Origin of the sequence: Aquimarina sp. MMG016, assembly GCF_018100805.1 — a bacterium.
Taxonomy (GTDB): domain Bacteria; phylum Bacteroidota; class Bacteroidia; order Flavobacteriales; family Flavobacteriaceae; genus Aquimarina.
The window spans coordinates 65,115-84,881 of record NZ_JAGJEA010000004.1 but is presented as its reverse complement, the minus strand read 5'-3'; the positions used below and the strand labels follow the sequence as shown (position 1 = coordinate 84,881).

The window sequence follows — 19,767 nt, the reverse complement described above, 5'->3', positions numbered from 1 at the left end:
GTTATAGAGTAACAAACTCTTAACGTCATGAAAACACAAATTCTCTTAACAACCTTATGTCATTTTTTGGTATTCTCACTTTTTGCTCAGGATAAGGTTCTTGTATTCACTAAAACCAATGGTTTTCAGCACCCTTCAATTGGAGCTGGAGTAACTATGATTATCGATCTAGGAAATGCAAACGGGCTTTGGACAACCGACCAAACTGATAATGCTAATGATTTTAATGCTAGTAATCTAGCACAATATAGTGCTGTTATATGGTGTAATACTAGTGGTAATAACTTATTAAATACATCACAGCAGCAGGCTTTTGAAGATTTTATAGCTGCGGGAGGTGGGTTTTTAGGAATCCATGCGGCAACAGATACCTATCGAGATCGCAGCTGGACATTTTATAATGAACTGGTTGGGGCAATTGTACAAACTAGCCCAAACCACACAAGCAATAATTTTAATGCAGATATGACAGTGGTGAATTCGCATCCCTCTGTAGATTTTCTAGGCAATGTTGGAGATACCTGGAATAAATCTGAAGAATATTATTATTGGAAGAATAATGGGGGACAATTATTTGCCGGTAATATTGATTTATTAGAAGTAGAGTCTACAGGTAATAATGATTATGATGAAGCCAGACCAATCTCCTGGTATAAAGAATACGGAGGGGGTAGATCATTTTATACGGCATTAGGTCATAACTCAAGTGATTATACTAGCAATACCAACTTTATAAAACATATCGAAGAAGGAATTAAATATGTAATAGGTAATACACTTAGTGTTGGTGATTTTGGTATGAAAAAGGATCTTACTATTAGTCCAAATCCTGTGATTGATATTTTTCAGATTGCCGACCTAAGTGGGGTTAAAAATAACAAGTCGTTATCGATTTATAATATTGACGGTCAAGAAGTCTACAATTCTAAAATTGATTCCGGAATAGAGGTCGCTAATATCAATATAGAAAAATTATCACGAGGATTTTATCTGGGGTTATTAAAATCAGGAAATCAAGAACAAACATTTAAATTTATTAAAATTTAAATACTTTATTGTAAAATCTTGTCTATCTACATATTATAATGATATTTAATTATTTAGATTCAAGGTTTTTAAGTTGCTCTTGAATATGAAGAAGTTTAATTCTTTTTTTGATATAATCTTTATCCAAGAAATCTAATCTTCTTTGAATTTCATTGGAAAACTTTTCAGGATTTTTAGCATTATGTTTTTCTATAGTGTGATTTTTGAATAATCGTAATTTGGCCTTACACGAATCACAAATAGAATAACTGTATAACAAGTCGTTACCATTTTTACCACAATTGAAACATGCTTTCATAGCATTAGTTTTTATGATTCTGTATTAAAGCTGTGTATACGGCAGGAATGTCCCACCCTTCTTTAATCTTACCATCAACGATACGCCAGACTACAATGGCATCAATTTCCATCTGTTGATCTTCAAATACCATAGAGTTTTTGACATGTGTAACAACCAATTCATCTCCAACTGGAGTAATTGATATTGGGTTTACCTTAAAAGTACCTTCTGTTTTTGTTGCCATTTTTTTAAAAAAGCCCATAAAACCTTCAAGACCTATATAGTCCCCTTGTAATTCCGGAAGTTCAGGGTTAAAATAATGCCAAACAGCGTCTTCTGCTAATATATCAGAGACTTCGGCTATATTTTCAGAGTTAAAATTTTGTAATATAGAAATATTAGGATGTTCTGCGATCATAATACTAATCCTTTTGAGTTGAAATGTTTAGCTAATTTCAACAAAAGTTCATTCTCATACTATGATTTTGGTCAGTAGGGTTTGTATTTTATTATAGGTAATGTCTCAGCTTTAGTTAGTATGAGAATTAAAATTACTCAATTTCTGATTAAGCACCAAAATCAGCATTAGTTACAGCTTTATTACCCTTTCATATTATAAGTGTCAATGTATAAAAATACAAGGCTATCTGACGTGGAATGACTTTACCCAAGTATAACCGGATCCACTCATTATTTCATTTCCTAGTTCAACATCTGCTATGAATAAATCTGCAGGAAGTAGATCCTCTTTTATTGAATGTGCGATCAATTTTATTAAATCGAATTCTGCTTTTAATTTGTTAGTCTTTGAACGAAAAGATAAAGAAATCCATGTATTCGAATGAATACCAGATGAATCTCCCCAGTTTTTATCAGTCCAAATTTCCCATTCGATATCATCGATTTTCACTTCGCCATATTTTTCCCCGGCAGGTTTAAAATGCTTTTCAGTTGCATAAGTCCATATCATAAATTCAGCAACAATACTAGATTTGTTGGGTTCTATAATCTTTGATGGTGAATTCACCATCCACATTGTAGTAGCTAAATTATGTTGACCATTTGTTACAGTTTCTATATCATACGAAATTTTTAGGCTTGCTTTAGTGTTTACGTCTAAGGGGAATCGATCATTAATGTATGGTAAAGGATCCCAAGGAGATCTTCCTACTTTGATTTGAGGATAAGCGTAAATTACTTTTTTTGTTGAATGAGATTGCCAAAATCCATCATCCTGATTTGAAGGCCATTGCCAGGACCAACCATATTGCACTTTATTATTGACTATTTTTTTTTCAAGACATTGACTCCAAGGAAAATCTTTAGCAGCGTGTTTATTCCAAACGTTATTTACTAAAACCCCAGTATAAGTAACCTTAGAAAAATAGTCTTCGCAACCTAAAGTGGTGGAATTCACTTTTATTTTTTGGTTAATAGGGGTATCGCTATCTCTACAAGATATTGTCAAAAACAAAATTATTAATACACCAATGTTTTTTATCATTTATTTCATATTTATTCTTTTCTCTCAATTTTATTTAGTAATTCTTTAGCCTCTATAATTCCATATTTAGATGCTTCTACTAAAAACTTTCTGGCATTTATTGTGTCGTTTAAATGGTAATATGCTTCTCCTATCCAGTTTAATGCATTGGGTAATTCATAATCATATTTAATTGCTTGTTTCAAATCTTTTATAGCAAGTTCATAACTTTTTAAATACACATAAGAAATCCCTCTCTCAAATTTAATCTCGTGTTTTCGAACATAATAGTCAGATTCGGCTTCTTTTTTATTTGGAAAATTGATCACTAAGTAAATACTATCAGATTTAATTGCTCCTTTTGTCTTAAGTGCCTTGTTATAAAATTCCAGGGAGCTTTTGTAATCTTTAAGCCGCTTATAGTTGTTCCCAATATTCATTAATGCAATTGTATTATCAGAGTCGTACTTTAAAATTTGTTTGTAATCCTCAATTGCTCCGCTATAATTTTTAAGAACTGACTTATCCGCTCCACGATTTAATAGTGCGGGTTTAAAATCTGGTTTTTTCGCAATCGCTTTGTCCAGATATGATATTGCCTCAGTGTATTTTCCTTTTTCTTCTAATTCATAAGCCAAATTATAATACTGTTCAGTTGTTTTTAAGTCGCAAGAACTGCAAATAATAGAAATTAGTATTATGTAGATTAGGTTTTTTGGTTGTTCGTTAAGATACATGGTTTACACAAGTTAAAGATTAGGTGTTTTTTATTATACTCCACTTGTGATTAAAGTAAACATTACATCATCTATGTAACCAGCAATTTTTAAAAAGTAATTTATATCAATGTCAACCTCCGTTTTGGATAACCCTTTTTTTGCTTTCGCTGTTATTTTTTTCCCAATAAGTTTAGTCATTTGAGAGTTTAGAACGATACTAGAGGTAATGTCTGATTCCTCAATTCTTCACATTTAAAAAATGCTCCTATAATTTTTTTATGATATGTATTTAGATCAAAATCTGGATCATCATCTAAATGATGCTTATCTTTTGTTTTATGTAATAGCGAAGCCAGTAGGTTTACTTTATTTTTAAAAGACAACTCAGCAGTAATTATTTCTCCAATTTCTCGGTCAACATTCAGTTTTTCGATTATAGTATCCGTAATACTATCTTCTAAAGATTGAAAATTCATTGATATTAAACCTATAGCAGCTTGTAGTTCACTTGGAAAATCATATGTTTTTCCATAATCGGAAGAAGATGAAGTTTCTTCAAAATTAAATGGGTTTTTCTGTTGCTTCATAAATTCATATAAGAACCTTAACTAGAAATGAGAATTTTATTTAAGATTACACCTAACGGTATCGGCTATGAGTAGTTGCGCGGGTTAGCACTTAACTTTGCAAGTACACACCAAGCTGAAAATCCGCGAGAATTTTCAGGATAAGCCTGTAATAGCAATTGTTTATAGCCAATGTTGGCAAACGTATTTTATTCGGTTATTTTTTTCCTTTTTTTATTAATGTCATAACAAATTCCAACTGCGCATCTTTCAAGTCTAAATGGTCTTGCATTGTAGGTCGTATTTCATAATCAGGAATTGTTCCCCTACCTATGTATTTTGAATCTGTGCTATTCATTATATAATTTACTAAAGGTATATTTATCTCAATTTTGGAATTCGGCAGTTTTAGATTAGCAAAGTCTCCGCCATTTCCACCGTGGTAATCTCCTCCAGATTCTTCTCCGATAAATGTAGCCAAACCATTAATGTGCATTGCTGATGTGAATTCTGCAGTCGTGGACGCACTTCTTCCATTCATTAAAATATATGTATTTCCTTTGAATTTTATACCATTAGGTTGTTGAATTAATAAACCTTTATTAACTTCTGACTTGGTCGCAAATCTTCCATTTGGCAACTTATATACGAGTTTTTGATTATACTTATACCAATCTAGATTCTTATCTGTGTGCTTAAATATAAAAGTAGTATCTGAAATTCCTGAAGATGTATATAGTGAATCAAAATAAACTGTAGGTCTATTTATAAAATGATTGAACAAATATCTTCCAAGAATATCCGAACCACCTCCATTATCTCTTACATCAATAATTAAGTTTTCAATTTTTTCTTTGTCAAATTCTTCGAAGGCATTTGAAATAATTTCTTCAAAATCTCGAGAACCAAAATCACCAACCTTTAGCATTCCTATATTATCTGATAATATTTCATACCGAACTGGTTTTTTACGATTCTGTTCTTCCACTTTTATGTGGTAAGCCATATATTTTTTGATTTGAGAATTCTTTGACTTTCTATATTTTTTATGATTTTTATTCCACTCTTTGAAAGTTACTGCTTTTAGATTTTTTTTAAATATTTTCCCATCAGTACTTTCCAGTTCAACTATAAAAGTTTCTGGTCTATCAATTAGTAAGTGATACCAAAACTGAAAATCTATACCTACTTCTAATCTACTATGCTTATTTGTCAAAATGTTTCCATCAGAAGAAAAGTGTGAAATAAGAGTTTGATATATATCCTCAATACTTTGGTGATTAATACTAATTATTTTAGTTCCTGGTGGCAGTTTGGCGTCAAAGGACAAATCAGAACCTACATAAGCATTTACTGGTTCAAATTCCCACCTTAACCATAAAGGAAAAAACTTACCTTTACTTGTAACCTCATTTAAACTTCCTGATTCTGGAACTGCTAATGTATGCTGACACTTTATTTGAGAAATGACAGAACTTATTTTTCTGTATAATTCGCCATAACTTGTTACGTCATTACTTTCACTTTTTATCTCATTAATGGATTTATTAAACTCATCTTTGGATATATATTGAAATAAACTCGGATGTAATTTTTCTAAACCAGTTCGCAATACTTCGACATCTTTTGATACTTCTTCTGAAGTAAACGTTTTATCAAAAATTGAATTCGTTTCTGATTGTCCTCGTATATGAGTATTTACAAGAAACAGAACAATTAGAATATTTAGTTTTACTTTCATAGTTTCAATTTCTGATTCGTTCGCTATATGTTCGTTTAATATATGTGTCGTAGCAGGGTAAAATGTTACCCAGCTTTTCGATTTTTCTGCGCATTGGTTGCTAACTTTTACTTTCAGCAAGCATTGCGCCATACCAAAAATACAAGAACCATTCGATGGATCACTTATCTGCTATGATCACATATATCGTGTTGGCGGTAGTTTTTTATTCTTATTTCTCCATTCTGATTAGCGTCCGTACTCCGTTTATCATAATCATCGATGCTTTTCCAGTTTCGATGAAATATTTTAATTCAGTTCCGTTTTCAAGTTCCACAAGTCCAAGTGTTAAAGAATCATCCTTATATCCTTTAAAATCTCCGTAACCTTTGTCTTTCGCATTAACCAAATTTCCACTACTTTCAATTCCATTCTCGTTCGTTATCAATTTTTGAGAAGTCAAAATGCTATAGTTTTCAGAATCAATAACGGTCGAACAGATAATCATTTCATTTTCTGTCAAGTTAAGATTTAGTCCAGAATATGGAAAGTCAGAATTCGTTTCATAGAATTTTGTCCATTTAAAATCATTATATGGTTTTATAGTACTTCGTTTAATAGAAGCAATTGAAATATTATGTTTGGATTTGTCGCTTTTTCTCAACCTCTTTTTTCTTTAGCCCTCAAGTCTCTTAAAAAAGTTAGAAACTTTATACTTTTATTACACTCAGGGCAGTATTTTGTTTTTTGAATAGATGGATTCTCTACAGATGATATAAATTTAAAATTTTCATATCCGATTCTTCTATTACCTAATAAGCCTAAATATTCTGATTTATATGAACCGAAATCAACATCACAAAAATTGCATAATTGCAATTCGAGTCCATCATAAATCTCATAAACAGTATATTTATGTATTCCGTCTTTGAAGTGATTAATTTCCTCTTCTAACCCTCCACAATCATCACAAGGGGCAAATTCCTTTACCTCAAGATTTGAATAGCATATTGGACATTGTTCTTTTTTCATTTGCTCAAATTACCGCCAACGGTCTCGCATAACGCACTTTGCGCCAAGGTTCGACTAAGTTAATTAAATCTAACTGGATTTTCCGCTCCATTATTTATTTCCGAGGAAACCTAAATTAAGCAATTTGTGTTATGCGTTGTTAGGCACAGTATTTTCTTTCTATAAAAACTGTTAATGTTAGTTCTTTAAAGCGATTCTAATCAATTAATTCCCAGGACAAATTTCTTTGCTTTAGGCATTACAAAAGGAGCTACTATTTTTAAGACTTGTATATTTTTTCGTAAAAGTCTCGATCTTTGATTATCACCAGCCAATACCATTGTTAGACTGTTAATACCACTCACTGTTTTCTCTATATAGGGTCTTCTAACTGCATCAAATTCTTTAAATCGATTATTGTGTATTAATTCTGAAAGAACATAAGCATCTTCAATCCCTAAATTCATTCCCCTAGCACCTACTGGAGAATGCAAGTGAGCTGCATCACCAATAATTCCAATATTATCCCAAGTCAACTTTTGAGCAATTTTATGATGAATTCTAAATTTAGATTCCCATAGTATGTTCCCAATTTTTGAATTTTTAGGCATATAATTTAAAATGGAATTCATTCTACCGGCTACTCTCCACACATTATCATAAAGCCTAATCATTAAAACACTTCCTTCAGGGAAAAAACGAACGTGTCCTTCGTTTCCATCTATATCCATATCTATTTCTACATCATATAGCTCCCATTCTTCATCATATCTAAGACCATCATAGCGAACTCCAGATAATTTTCTAACATTACTTTGACCACCATCTGCACCTATTAAATAATCATATGCTATTTCATACTCTGTAGAATTTGAATTTATGATAGCGCTATGCTGGTTATTATCTTTTTTTATTGATTTGAACTCGGTATTATATTCTACATTAATGTTTCTTTTTAATGCTTCTTCTAAAAGAATTTCTTCTGAATCTTTCTGTGGTTGAATAAGCATAAATGGATATTTGTGATTAACTTTTCTAAAATCATTTTTTATGATATGCTTATCACCTTTCCAAATGTTTATTGCGTGCATTTTATATCCATTATCTAGAAATTTACTTGTAATTCCAGATGATTCGAGGAGCTCTAACGTTCTTGGATTTACTCCTAGTGCTTTTGAATACGCACTAATTTTCTCTTTTTTGTCTATAACCCTTGGATTATATCCTAGTTCATTTAAAAAGATTGCTAATGAAAGTCCAGAAGGACCAGCTCCAATTATTAATATTTCTTTGTTTTTATTCATTTTTTAATGCTGTTATTGAATACAAACAAAAATATATAGATTGCGTTTATGAAACATTGATTCAAATCAAGACTTTTCAAGTCTAGATAATGTCTCTGGCGTCATTCTCAAATAAGAAGCAATATGCTTTTTAGGAATTTCTTGAAATAAATGAGGGCTTCTTTGGAATACTTTTTCAAATCTTTCTTTTGGTGTAAACATCAATAAGTCTCTTTCTCTTTCTAATTGCTGTACAACCATTTGCTCTAAAATACTGGTCCATAATAGTTGATTATCAGTATTGTGGTTGATTAATTTGGTATGAGTTTTTTTAGTTATGAATTTTAATTTTGTTTCTTTTATAGCTTGAATACAAAAGTCGGAAGGCTTTTCGGATATAAAACTATCTAACGAGGCTGTGAAATTATTTTTGTATCCAAAACGAATAATATGTTCGTTATTTTCGCTTATAACAGATATTTTGATGCTACCTGAAATAACGTAATATAAATTGGTGTCAATTGATTTGGCAACTTTTAAAAATTGATTTCTTTTTAATAGAATTTCTCCATCCCATAAATCTCCCTCTTCAATTATATTATGTAGCTTTTTTATCAAATCCATATTTTTATTTTAATAAAGGGTATTGGAATATTATTTAAATGAGCTATTCCCATATTGTGCCTAACGGTCTCGGCTATGAGTAGTTGCGTTTTGTTTTTCGATTTTATTCAGTTAGGATTGAATAGGATAAAAGTAAGAAAAGTTCCTTGTCTTAACCAACTATAGCAATTACTTATAGCCATTGTTGTAGGCAGTTTTTATTACATTTCGTTTCTATACTGTTCAGTCAGAAGTTCCATTTCTATCCAATGAAGAGTGACTTTAATTAGTAATTTCAAATCTTCAATATCCTTGGTCTCCCATTTTCTAACGTAATGAGCTTCGTCATTTCCTAACCAAGTAGCTCTTTGAGCCATTTCTTTGACATTTACATTGTCAATATCATCTTTAATACATTTACCTAAAAATTTGGATTTTATATTTTCCTCATTTTCAGGGTTCTTTTTTATCAAATAATCTTTGATTAAAAATTCAAGAGCTTTCCGAAAGCCAATACCAGCAATATGGTGAAGGTTTAAAGATTCTGCTTTAGATGCTTGATTAAAGATTTCTACAAAATTGGATGATAGTTCTTTTATGTTTTCGGAAAAATTTGCTTCGACGAATGTACCAACAGAGGTTGATTTTAATTTAAACTGCCAAGTATTTCCACTAACTAACTCATTTTTATAAATCCCAATGAATGTTCTCCCACAATCAGAATCAGGACAACGAAAAATGATTTCTAAAATATCATCTTTAACATAAGCCTGATAGATTCGAGGTGTAATTTTTTTATGACAAAATGGACATTCATTTGGTTCAGTATCATATCCAATTTGCGTTGTACCTCCTGTAAATTTTGTAGCTTGAATTACTCCCATAGTTTTTTATACCTTAATTTTTGGTTTTAAAGTGTTATCAATAAATTGATTTGGTTTCCATTTTCTATTAATAATTCTATCTAATAAAAACGCATCTCCTAAAGCTAAACCTGTCGCAACTGCGGTTCCAATTCCACCAGCACCAAGTAAGTCCAAAGTAATTCCAATTCCCTCAAATATTACAAATCTTGCAGTTTTTGTAGGTAACTTATCTGAAAGGTCTTTAGAAATAACTGCTTTGTGATATTCTCCTAATAAATTTCCGTCTTCTGGAATTTTACTCAACCATTCTCTAAATTTATCCGATTTATCAAATATTTTCAGAAGTTCTTTTTCAGTCAAAATTCCATTGACAAATGCACTTCCTAATGATGTGCAGTTTGCTAATGAATATTCTTTAAATAGGTTTAATTCAGTTTCAGATTTAGCTCTTTTTGTTATTATATCTCTCAGTTCAGCTTCTATAAACTTTGAATAAAGTTCGGATGTGACCATTTCACTATTTAAATCAGAAGCTATTTGTATGTCTCCTTTGGATTCTGACATTGATAAAAAGAAACCACTATAGTCAATTTCGTATTCGACATCAGGATTACTCTTTTTGTGAACTTTATTAAGTGCTTCAAGGTCAATGTTTGTTTCTAATGAATATGCATCAAAAGGTCCAAAATTTCCATCTTTAATGATTTCAATTTCTATTTTTTCGGGTAGTTCAAAATTTGGTACTATCGAATTAAAATAAATTGGTAATGTCTTAGAAATAAGTTCTGCATTATTAAAATCAGCGATTATATTTTCCCGTACTTCCTTTCCATATTTGTACGGTTGGATTAGTTCAGAAAACTCTGATGAAAATTTTAAGTTCTTTTTGCTGTCTTTTACTTGTTCCCTATTTATTTGATACAGAATAGAATCTAATTTTTCATTTTGAGAAGAAAAGGTATCAATATTATATTTTCCACCAGGAAAAATCATAGAACCTAAATGATTTTCTTTAAAACGAATCTCCAATCTCCCAGAATTAATGAATTCTTTTATTAAGTTTTCACCTAATGTGGTAAACATTAATTTAAGTTCTTCTCTATGGGCAATAACAATAACTTTTCCATAAAATAGTATAGTATCGATTATAAATCCGATATCATTTTTTTTGTCTTTTATGCAGATTCTGTCAAACATTCGGTGAGTTTCTTAAATTGCCTACAACGTGTTTGTGTATGATTTCGTTGCGTGTTTCAGCAACTAAATTAGTAAACTAAAACGAACCAGAGGAAATTCCGAAGGAATTTCCAAGTAGGCTAGGACTAGCAATGAATTATACACGTTGTTGTGCTTTAGTGCTTTGTTCATTCGTTTATTTCCTTAATTTCAAAATAGCATCTTTCACACACTAATTTTATTTCAGCGAACTCCATTGATTCGTCATTCCAACCATCTGTTTTAAGTCGCTCTTTTTCGCATTCAGAACACCAAGCTTGGAAATCATCTTCTTCGTCTAATTCCATTCCACGATAAGTCTCAAAAGCCTCTTCAAATCCAGTTTTTTGTACAGTATTCAAATGTTGGCAAATAAATGCTTTTCTTATTTTTCCGTGAACGCTACATTCAATTAATTCACTCTCAATTTTTTCGACTTCTTCTTTCGTTATTTGTTCAGTTAGAAGAAAGTACTTTTCTAAATGTTCTGAAATGACTCGATAAGTTCCAATTCCTCCAATTATGTCAAATGCAATAGAAGTCAATTCCCAACCAGTATATTTGTCTCCGTCAAAGTGAGCTTTTGTCAGGTTTTCATAGTTTTTCTTTTCTCCGAATTCTTTAATTTTTAAGGTTCTGAATTTTCTCGGTTCAACAGAATCTTCATTTGCCCAAGACCACATCCAACTATTTGTATTCAGCGAGAATGTTCCAACAGGAATATATTTGAAATAAATTTCTTTGTCTTCACTATACAATCTTAATGTTTCGCTAGACTGATTATAAAACCAATTTTCAAAATTATCCGTATCAAATTTTTCTCTGAATTTAGGTTGGCTTTCTTGAAGTTTGTCGATTGCTTTTTGAGCGTATTTTTCGTATTTCAATGGTCTAAATATCAATTCGATTCGGTTTTTTCAGCATTAAGCACAACGCTTGATGTATGAATCGGGGCGTGCAAAAAAGCCTTGACCCATCGATCCAACTGCGCTTGTTTTTGATTTCTTATGCAAACCTATTAAAAATAAGCGCCATTGCAAATAAAAAATCCCCTTGGAATAAGCGAAAATTGCCCTGATTTCATACATCTTGTTATGGCGCGTACCACTTTTACAAGCCTGTACTTTGCAAACACATCGCAGCGAAGTGATGATCACTTGCGGACTACTCCGCAAACTTTTTCATTCTTCCTGCGATCGCTTTGCTGCCTTTGGACTTATGACCTTACCGAACCAAAATTGCGATGACCCGATTTTCGTCCGCCGTTGATCAGCCCAAAAAAGCGATTTTTTTGCACGAAACACTCCGTAACACTCCGAAATTCAAGATTTTTCCATCGCTTTTTTCCTCGATCCGGCATAAACCACCACAAAGAGACAAAGTTCACTGGACTGGCGTTCGTCCACTGTTGCGTTTTGATTGCGTTTTGCTTTTCAGATCCAGAGTATGCTCCATAACAATGTTATAATAGCAATTGCTATTATATTCCATGTATTTTTCACAAATCTAATGGATTTTTGATCGATTTGAAATTACTTATAGCCACCTGAGTATATATTTCAGTGGTTTTGGTGCTGCTATGCCCTAAAAGTGTTTGAATATACCTTAAATCTGTGCCGTTTTCTAACAAATGTGTGGCAAAACTATGCCTTAACATATGTGGGGTAATTCGTCTGTTTATCTTTGATTTTTCTGCTGCTTTTACTACTATTTCTTTAATACTACTGCCACTATATTGACTTCCTTTTACCCCTTCAAAGAGATATTCTTTTGGTTTCCATTCTTTATAATATACCCTTAGATCTTTTAATACAGTTTCTGATAATAACGAGAAGCGATCCTTATTATTCTTGGCATTTTTAATATGAATCAGCATTCGTTTACTATCTATATCTTCAATTTTAAGGTCTAGTAATTCACTTCTACGCAATCCGGCAGAATATAACAGGCTTACGATACAACGGTGTTTTATATTATTAGTATTGGCAATCATAGCAAGAATTTCTTCTTTAGAAAGTACTTGTGGGAGTTTCTGCTGTTTTCTGGGCCTCTCGATACTATAAAAACGATTCGGCATCCCCAGAACAACTTCATAATAAAACTTTATACTATTGATGGATTGGTTGATATAACTATTGGATTTGTTTTGGTGAATAAGCAGTTGTAGATAGCTTCTTACCTCTTGCTCAGATAATTCCATAATATCCTTATCAGGATAGTGATTTATAAACTTTTCGAATAGCGAAATATAGATTTTGCAGGTGTTTAAGGCATATCTTTTTAATTCTAATTTTAACAAATATTCTTCAGGAACGTATTTATAAGTGGTAGTTTTAGCTCTTTTTCTATACCAGTTTATGTCTACAGGTTCGTTATCTCGTAGTATTTTCTCTTTAAAAAAAGAATTTCCATTAATCCAGGCTACTCCTCTAAATTTTTCAAAGATTTGATCGAGATTTTCTTTGGTATTATTGATGTATACCATAGCAAATTCCTTACTCCATCTAGGAGCGGGGAGTTCTTTAATCAATGCTTGGATTACTTTATCTGGATGAAACTGTAATCCAATCATCCTTTGGTTATTGATCAATAAATGCTTTAGGGTGATATGTTTTGTTAAGGATTGCATACCCCCAAATATCAATAGAAGAAATGTATTGATCAAAAATAGCCGTAGAATTATACGTATAATAAACGTATAATTCTACGGGTAACATTTTTCATCTAACAGACACTTATTATAAAGGAAAATATATGAGTGTTGTTTGTTTACATTGTCAGGAAGAGATTATAGGAAGGATAGATAAAAAATTTTGTACACCGTATTGTAAATCGGCGTATCACTATCAAAAGAATAGCGAGAACGAGGACTCATTATTCAAAAAAATTGATAAGCAATTAAAGAAAAATAGAAAAATATTAAAAAGTTATAATAAGGCCGGACAGGCAAAGGTTCGTAAGGAAAAATTAATACAAGCAGGTTTTGACCTTGGATTTTTTACCCATTACTGGAAAAACAAAAAGGGACAGGTGTATTTATTCTGTTATGAATATGGCTTTCTGGAACTAAGTGATCAACATAAAAAGAAGTACCTTCTGATTACCTGGCAGTCCTATATGTCATAAGTTTTTTTCGATTAGAAATAACTGTCGGCATCAAAATTGTAGGATTAGTATCATAACCTTTCAAAAAAAACAACCTTATGAGTAATATAACAAACAACCGTTTATCAGTACCAAAAAATCCTGAGCTTATAAAAGAAGCAATTGCTAAATTGCAGGAGATTAATGATATGTTACCGTTTTTGACCGGGCTTACCAAAGAAGAAAGGATTGGGTTGTTAAAGATGAAAAACACGAATAAACTCTTTGTTAGAGATGCATTGGACTGTGCTAAAAAGAACCCTAATGTACTGCCAGCTTATATTGATATCGATGAATTCGAAAAAGATATTGTGCTTTATGACGAATTGGATGAACTGATCCTAAGTTTTGAGGTAACATTACGTAAGCTTAGGGATACCCGAATGCTTGCCGGTTCTGAAGCTTATCAAAGTGCTTTATCGATCTATAAAATGTGTAAAACTGCTAGTCAGGCCGGAGTAGCAGGGGCCAAATCCTTATATGATTATCTTAAAATAAGATTTAAAGGCCAGGGATTTAAAAGAGCTAGAGAAGAACATCAGGAAACAAAGTTCCGGATAGTGAAACCCGGATAAACTACAGTTGTCTTATAGCTTACCATATTATCTATCCGAATGCCTTTGCGTTCGGGTTTTTATTTTAAATATTTGATAAACAATTGTTTGTGTTGATTTTGGTTGGCGTGCCCGGTCATTGCAATACCTAATACGAGCCTTATAGCTTCGGTAAACCTAGTGCTGCACATAGGTCACCCGAGGTATAAGGTTGGTTATACCATGCTAAAAGATAGGAACTACCTACTTTTATGGGTGCTGCAATTTACCTCCAAGGGTTAATTAATTAACCCTTGGAGGTAAATTGTATTAACCTTTAGGGGTTAATGATACCTACCCTGGGTTCCCTGACCTACCCCTCGAGGTATCTTAATTTACCTTTTGGGGTGAAATGAAATAAAATTTAAATAAATGAAATGAGTTATGACAGGTTGAAACTATGTTGCTTATAAATCTGACTTCGACTGTTAGTACGCTGATTATATAAATGCTTTCTAACCATTACTGTTAATCTGCCACCTCTAGCACTTCGACTTCGCTTAGCATAAGCTAAGTTGAGGGGTAATTTTTAGTTGTAAAACAAGGTCTCGACTCCGCTCGACCGGACAGCTCTTTTTTAGATGTCTCATTATAAGTTTACTGTTAATCGAACTCAGGTGATAAGTGTTTTAGCTGGTTGGGAAGATAATAGCCATAAACATTGTATTACTTCTTTTCTGCAGATCTTCCGGCACGATAACCGTATGCAATATATCTCGGTCCGCCTGACCATGCACCATAATATCGATACCCAATTGGAGAATGTGGATTGAAATCAGAATAACCGGTACCTATCTGATAATACCCACCACCACGATACCCAAAGCCACCGATTTCATGATCACTTTTTGGCCAGTCGTCATTCGTAGCATTTCCAAAATCCAGTTTTCCATCGCCGTGGCTTCCCTTAAATGCTCTTCCGATAGGATTACCTATGGTGATTACTTTTTCCCATAAGCTTCCGCTTAGATCCATAACCCAATAATATGAGGCGCCGTATATCGGGCGAGTAGCATCAGTAAGCTTACTTTCATCATAGGTGTTAGAGAAGGCAAGCTCCGCATCTGGATTGACATATCGTTCTAAGTCATCATAGGTATTGGTTCCCCATACAAACTCTGCATCAATAGGCTTAGAAGGTCCTCTGGCTGCTTTTTCATATTCTAATTCGGTAATCGGTCTTAGGGCGGCCCAATCACTATAGGCCAGACCATCTGTAAAACTGATATAATTCATAGGTCGAGTAGGGGTGTCAGCAATATACTTGCCATCGATACATCGTATTCCGCCTCGTTTTTTATAATAATCTCTACCACCGATGGGCGCCCTTTGGTAGGTCCAGCCATCCGGTAGTGTATTTAGAAAATCTGTGTATTGCCCTTGCGTTACTTCATATTTCATAATATAGAAAGCATTATAGCCTTTGGGGAACTCATCAGGAATGGGACCTTTTTGATCTCCGTTGTATTTTGCTTCCTTACTCCAATAATATAATGCATTATCTTCTGGGCCAACTGTTAAAGCTTTTTCTGAAGATATAGTGACCAAACCTTTAGGCTCTCCATTAGCATCACTTTTGTATAAAGCAGCTCTTTTGATCGCTGCTTTATCAGGACTACCTATGGTAAAAGACCCTTGTGGGATATATACCATTTCGAGACCATGAACAGAGAGTCCTCTTAATTTGTTTCTATCAATTTTCTGATGGGTAGTATCCATAAGTACCTGGACTTTATAGTTTACATCTCCTCGATATGTTTTTGATGGGTAAATAAAGAATCCTAAACTGTCATTGGATACTTTGATAGTAGGAGAAGAGGATTCTCCTGACCTGTTTTTTAGTATTCGATGCCCGTTAGGAAGGAGTTTTACATGAGTATCCCAATAGCCATTAAATTTCATAAACACCCATACAGCGTCATGGTTCTTTTTATTGTTCCATGCATTCTTCCATCGGATGTCAAAAATTACACTTACCGGAGTTGCTAATACATCACCTCGATCTATAGCTCTAACATTACTAATCGTAAGATCAGAAGCAAACAAAGTTTTGGTATTTAATAACAAGATTAATATCAAAAGTAAGCTAACGTTTTTCATCTGATATGTTATTAATAAGTAGTACATATATGATCAAATATTCTTTGTTAGAAGTATTTTCTTTTATGAGTTATTTTCAAAATATACTTCAATTTGTGTGATCATTTTTTTCTTTTCACTTTCTGGTAACCAACTAGCCTTAAAGCTGTTTATTACTAATTCGGTAATGTCTCTTTTAGAAAGGTCAAGTGCTTCTGCAATGCCCAGATAGTTTTCGTTCATATAGCCTCCAAAATACGCAGGATCATCAGAATTGACAGTGACTAATAGGTTTTTATCCATCATTTTGGTTATCGGATGGTCTTTTAGATCTTGGACTACTTTTAATTCCAGATTGGATAAAGGACAAAGTGTAAGCGGTATTTGTCGTTTAGCCAATTCTTCTACCAATTGATTATCATCCAGGCAGCGATTACCGTGATCAATCCGAGTTACCTTAAGTAAATCTAAGGCCTCCCAGATATATTCGGCAGGTCCTTCTTCTCCGGCATGTGCTACTGTGATAAAGCCTTTTTCTCTGGCTTTGGCAAATACACGTTCGAATTTAGAAGGAGGGTTCCCTAATTCAGAAGAATCCAAACCTACTGCTGAGATCCAATCTCTATAGGGTAATGCTTGTTCTAAGGTTTTAAAAGCAGAAGCCTCATCGAGATGTCGTAAAAAAGACATAATTAATTGATAACTGATGCCTAACTTTTCTTTGCCATCTTCCAGCGCATTATAAATACCTTTAATAACAGTATCAAAAGAAATCCCTCGATCGGTATGAGTCTGAGGGTCAAAGAAGATTTCGACATGCACCACGTTTTGCTCATGTACTTTGGTCAGATATGCCCAGGTAAGGTCATAAAAATCTTGTACGGTAATCAAAACGTTGGCCCCTGCATAATAGATATCCAGAAATTCCTGAAGATTATTAAAGCGATATGCATTCTTTAGTTCTTCAACAGATTTGTAAGGTATTTTCTTATCATTACGTTTGGCAATTTCGAACATTAATTCGGGCTCAAAAGTTCCTTCGATATGCAAATGGAGCTCAGCTTTAGGTATTCCGGCTATAAACTTTTCAATTGAAATGTTATCCATAGTAGTTGACTTTTTTGAATACTCTATATTATCTTTTATCGTTAGACTTTTTGATCTTGTACCTTGCCTTGCAGCATTTTGATTTCATCACGTAATCGTGCAGCAGTCATAAAATCTAGTTCCTTGGCAGCTTTTTCCATCTCCTTGCGTACATTCCTGATCCTGGTTTCTAGTTGTTCTTTGGTATAATAAGCGGTTTCTTCCTCAGCTGCTTTCAGGGTAGGAGCAGTCTCGAATGTATATGGCTCTGCCTTCTTACCGGCTAATGCATTGTCCAGCGATTTTTTGATCGCTTTAGGAGTGATGCCGTGTTTGGTGTTATAGGCAATCTGCTTTTCGCGGCGATAATTAGTCGCGTCTATAGTTTTCTGCATGCTGTCTGTAATTTTATCAGCATACATGATGGCTTTTCCGTTCACATTTCGCGCAGCTCTACCTACCGTTTGTACCAAGGATCGTTTGTTCCTAAGAAACCCTTCTTTATCTGCATCCAGAATGGCGACTAAAGACACTTCGGGGAGATCCAATCCTTCACGAAGTAAGTTTACTCCTATCAGTACATCAAAGATACCTTTACGCAAATCCTGCATGATCTCTACACGTTCCAGGGTATCCACATCACTGTGGATATACCTACAACGAACATCAATACGAGTTAGGTATTTAGCAAGCTCCTCTGCCATTCTTTTAGTAAGTGTAGTCACTAGTATACGTTCGTCTACTTCAATACGTTGCTGCATTTCTTCAACCAGGTCATCGATTTGATTTAAACTGGGACGAACTTCGATTACAGGATCTAATAAACCCGTGGGTCTAATGATTTGTTCTACAAAAGTTCCTTCGCTTTTCTGCAATTCATAATCTGCAGGGGTAGCACTTATATATAATACTTGATTCTGGATGACTTCAAACTCTTCGAATTTTAATGGTCGGTTATCCATTGCAGCAGGAAGCCTAAAACCATATTCTACCAAATTTTCTTTACGGGATCGGTCACCACCATACATAGCATGTACCTGCGGAATGGTAACGTGACTTTCGTCAACAATCATCAGGTAATCATCCGGAAAATAATCCAATAAGCAGAATGGGCGCGTTCCGGGAGCTCTGCCATCCAGATACCTGGAGTAGTTTTCAATACCAGAACAATACCCCAATTCTTTGATCATTTCCAGATCAAAATTAGTACGCTCCTCCAGTCGTTTAGCTTCTAGTGGTTTTCCGATCTCTTTAAAATATTCAACCTGCTTTCCTAAGTCTAATGCTATTTGGTCAATAGCTCCATTGAGTACTTCAGGAGAAGTTACAAACATATTAGCAGGATAGATATTCAGGCGATCATACTTCTCAATAACTGCATTAGTTTGTACATCAAATGCCTCAATTTCTTCGATTTCATCTCCAAAGAAATGTACACGAAATGCATCATCCGCATAACTCGGAAAAATATCTACCGTATCTCCTTTTATTCTAAAATTCCCGTGTTTGAATTCTGCTTCAGTTCTAGAATATAAGCTTTGAACCAATTTGTGTAATAACGCTGTTCTAGATACAAATTGTCCTTGAGTTATAGAGATTATATTTTTTTGAAACTCGACAGGATTACCAATACCATACAAGCAGGATACTGAAGCCACTACTAACACATCTCTACGTCCGGAGAGTAGGGAGGAAGTAGCGCTTAATCGAAGTTTTTCGATTTCATCATTTATGGATAAGTCTTTTTCTATATAGGTTCCAGAAGTTGGAATATATGCTTCAGGCTGATAATAATCATAATAGGAGACAAAGTACTCCACAGCATTATTAGGAAAAAATTGCTTGAACTCAGAAAATAATTGTGCAGCCAGGGTTTTATTATGGGCTAAAACTAGGGTCGGGCGTTGAACCTTTTCAATCACATTGGCTGCGGTAAAGGTTTTTCCTGATCCGGTGACTCCAAGCAAAGTCTGGTATCTCTCATTAGATTCAATACCTTGTACGAGTTGTTTAATAGCTTCTGGTTGATCCCCCGTAGGTTGGTACTCTGATTCAATTTTGAATTTCATAAA

At 33.5% G+C, this 19,767-nt stretch carries 20 protein-coding genes; 3 read left to right on the top strand and 17 right to left on the bottom strand.

The annotated features are described in order from the left end of the window. The first annotated feature begins 27 nt into the window (after positions 1–27). Positions 28–1,047: a ThuA domain-containing protein gene (locus J8M14_RS09400; RefSeq protein WP_211074359.1), complete on the top strand. Its 1,020-nt coding sequence runs from the start codon at positions 28–30 to the stop codon at positions 1,045–1,047. 49 nt (positions 1,048–1,096) lie between these two features. Here J8M14_RS09400 and J8M14_RS09395 read toward each other — a convergent pair whose 3' ends face one another. The 14 genes from J8M14_RS09395 to xerA form a co-directional block, all read right to left on the bottom strand. Then, positions 1,097–1,345: a hypothetical protein gene (locus tag J8M14_RS09395; protein WP_211074358.1), complete on the bottom strand. Its 249-nt coding sequence runs from the start codon at positions 1,343–1,345 to the stop codon at positions 1,097–1,099. A gap of 4 nt (positions 1,346–1,349) precedes the next feature. Further along, a complete protein-coding gene (locus J8M14_RS09390) occupies positions 1,350–1,745 on the bottom strand; it encodes a nuclear transport factor 2 family protein (RefSeq protein WP_211074357.1) in 396 nt (131 codons plus the stop codon). 225 nt (positions 1,746–1,970) lie between these two features. Next, positions 1,971–2,744: a hypothetical protein gene (locus tag J8M14_RS09385; RefSeq protein WP_211074356.1), complete on the bottom strand. Its 774-nt coding sequence runs from the start codon at positions 2,742–2,744 to the stop codon at positions 1,971–1,973. A 98-nt stretch (positions 2,745–2,842) separates the two neighbouring features. Beyond that, complete coding sequence (locus tag J8M14_RS09380; RefSeq protein WP_211074355.1) at positions 2,843–3,547, bottom strand: tetratricopeptide repeat protein; 705 nt, start codon at positions 3,545–3,547, stop codon at positions 2,843–2,845. Positions 3,548–3,735: 188 nt separating this feature from the next. Further along, complete coding sequence (locus J8M14_RS09375) at positions 3,736–4,116, bottom strand: hypothetical protein (protein WP_211074354.1); 381 nt, start codon at positions 4,114–4,116, stop codon at positions 3,736–3,738. A 196-nt stretch (positions 4,117–4,312) separates the two neighbouring features. Beyond that, entirely contained in the window at positions 4,313–5,836 is a 1,524-nt protein-coding gene (locus J8M14_RS09370; protein ID WP_211074353.1) for a S41 family peptidase, read from the bottom strand. Between the two features lie 211 nt (positions 5,837–6,047). Continuing rightward, positions 6,048–6,479, bottom strand: a complete 432-nt coding sequence (locus tag J8M14_RS09365) for a hypothetical protein (protein ID WP_211074352.1) — start codon at positions 6,477–6,479, stop codon at positions 6,048–6,050. After that, a complete protein-coding gene (locus J8M14_RS09360) occupies positions 6,476–6,847 on the bottom strand; it encodes a hypothetical protein (RefSeq protein ID WP_211074351.1) in 372 nt (123 codons plus the stop codon). The genes J8M14_RS09365 and J8M14_RS09360 overlap by 4 nt, the downstream gene beginning before the upstream one ends. Before the next feature lie 200 nt (positions 6,848–7,047). Continuing rightward, positions 7,048–8,130, bottom strand: coding sequence for an FAD-dependent monooxygenase (locus J8M14_RS09355; RefSeq protein WP_211074350.1), 1,083 nt, complete (start codon positions 8,128–8,130; stop codon positions 7,048–7,050). A 66-nt stretch (positions 8,131–8,196) separates the two neighbouring features. Next, positions 8,197–8,733 (bottom strand): Crp/Fnr family transcriptional regulator, encoded by a 537-nt coding sequence (locus tag J8M14_RS09350; RefSeq protein ID WP_211074349.1) that lies wholly within the window; start codon positions 8,731–8,733, stop codon positions 8,197–8,199. A gap of 200 nt (positions 8,734–8,933) precedes the next feature. After that, complete coding sequence (locus J8M14_RS09345; RefSeq protein WP_211074348.1) at positions 8,934–9,596, bottom strand: DUF4145 domain-containing protein; 663 nt, start codon at positions 9,594–9,596, stop codon at positions 8,934–8,936. Positions 9,597–9,602: 6 nt separating this feature from the next. After that, entirely contained in the window at positions 9,603–10,775 is a 1,173-nt protein-coding gene (locus tag J8M14_RS09340) for a hypothetical protein (RefSeq protein WP_211074347.1), read from the bottom strand. 167 nt (positions 10,776–10,942) lie between these two features. Next, entirely contained in the window at positions 10,943–11,680 is a 738-nt protein-coding gene (locus tag J8M14_RS09335) for a DUF6882 domain-containing protein (RefSeq protein ID WP_247672606.1), read from the bottom strand. 611 nt (positions 11,681–12,291) lie between these two features. Beyond that, positions 12,292–13,422, bottom strand: coding sequence for a site-specific tyrosine recombinase/integron integrase (gene xerA / locus J8M14_RS09330; protein ID WP_247672605.1), 1,131 nt, complete (start codon positions 13,420–13,422; stop codon positions 12,292–12,294). 125 nt (positions 13,423–13,547) lie between these two features. Here xerA and J8M14_RS09325 point away from each other — a divergent pair, with 125 nt between their 5' ends. Both J8M14_RS09325 and J8M14_RS09320 read left to right on the top strand, forming a co-directional pair. Further along, the gene (locus J8M14_RS09325) at positions 13,548–13,919 is read left to right on the top strand and encodes a hypothetical protein (RefSeq protein ID WP_211074345.1); all 372 of its coding nucleotides are present in this window, start codon (positions 13,548–13,550) and stop codon (positions 13,917–13,919) included. Positions 13,920–13,996: 77 nt separating this feature from the next. Beyond that, a complete protein-coding gene (locus J8M14_RS09320) occupies positions 13,997–14,512 on the top strand; it encodes a hypothetical protein (protein ID WP_211074344.1) in 516 nt (171 codons plus the stop codon). A 684-nt stretch (positions 14,513–15,196) separates the two neighbouring features. On the opposite strand, the gene J8M14_RS09315 is transcribed toward J8M14_RS09320, so the two are convergent. From J8M14_RS09315 to uvrB, 3 genes are all read right to left on the bottom strand, one after another. After that, positions 15,197–16,630, bottom strand: coding sequence for an SUMF1/EgtB/PvdO family nonheme iron enzyme (locus tag J8M14_RS09315; protein ID WP_211074343.1), 1,434 nt, complete (start codon positions 16,628–16,630; stop codon positions 15,197–15,199). Positions 16,631–16,693: 63 nt separating this feature from the next. After that, positions 16,694–17,716 carry an adenosine deaminase gene (locus tag J8M14_RS09310; RefSeq protein WP_211074342.1) on the bottom strand — a complete coding sequence of 341 codons (1,023 nt, stop codon included), beginning with the start codon at positions 17,714–17,716 and terminating at the stop codon, positions 16,694–16,696. A gap of 41 nt (positions 17,717–17,757) precedes the next feature. Next, a complete protein-coding gene (uvrB, locus tag J8M14_RS09305) occupies positions 17,758–19,764 on the bottom strand; it encodes an excinuclease ABC subunit UvrB (RefSeq protein ID WP_247672604.1) in 2,007 nt (668 codons plus the stop codon). Positions 19,765–19,767: the final 3 nt, after the last annotated feature.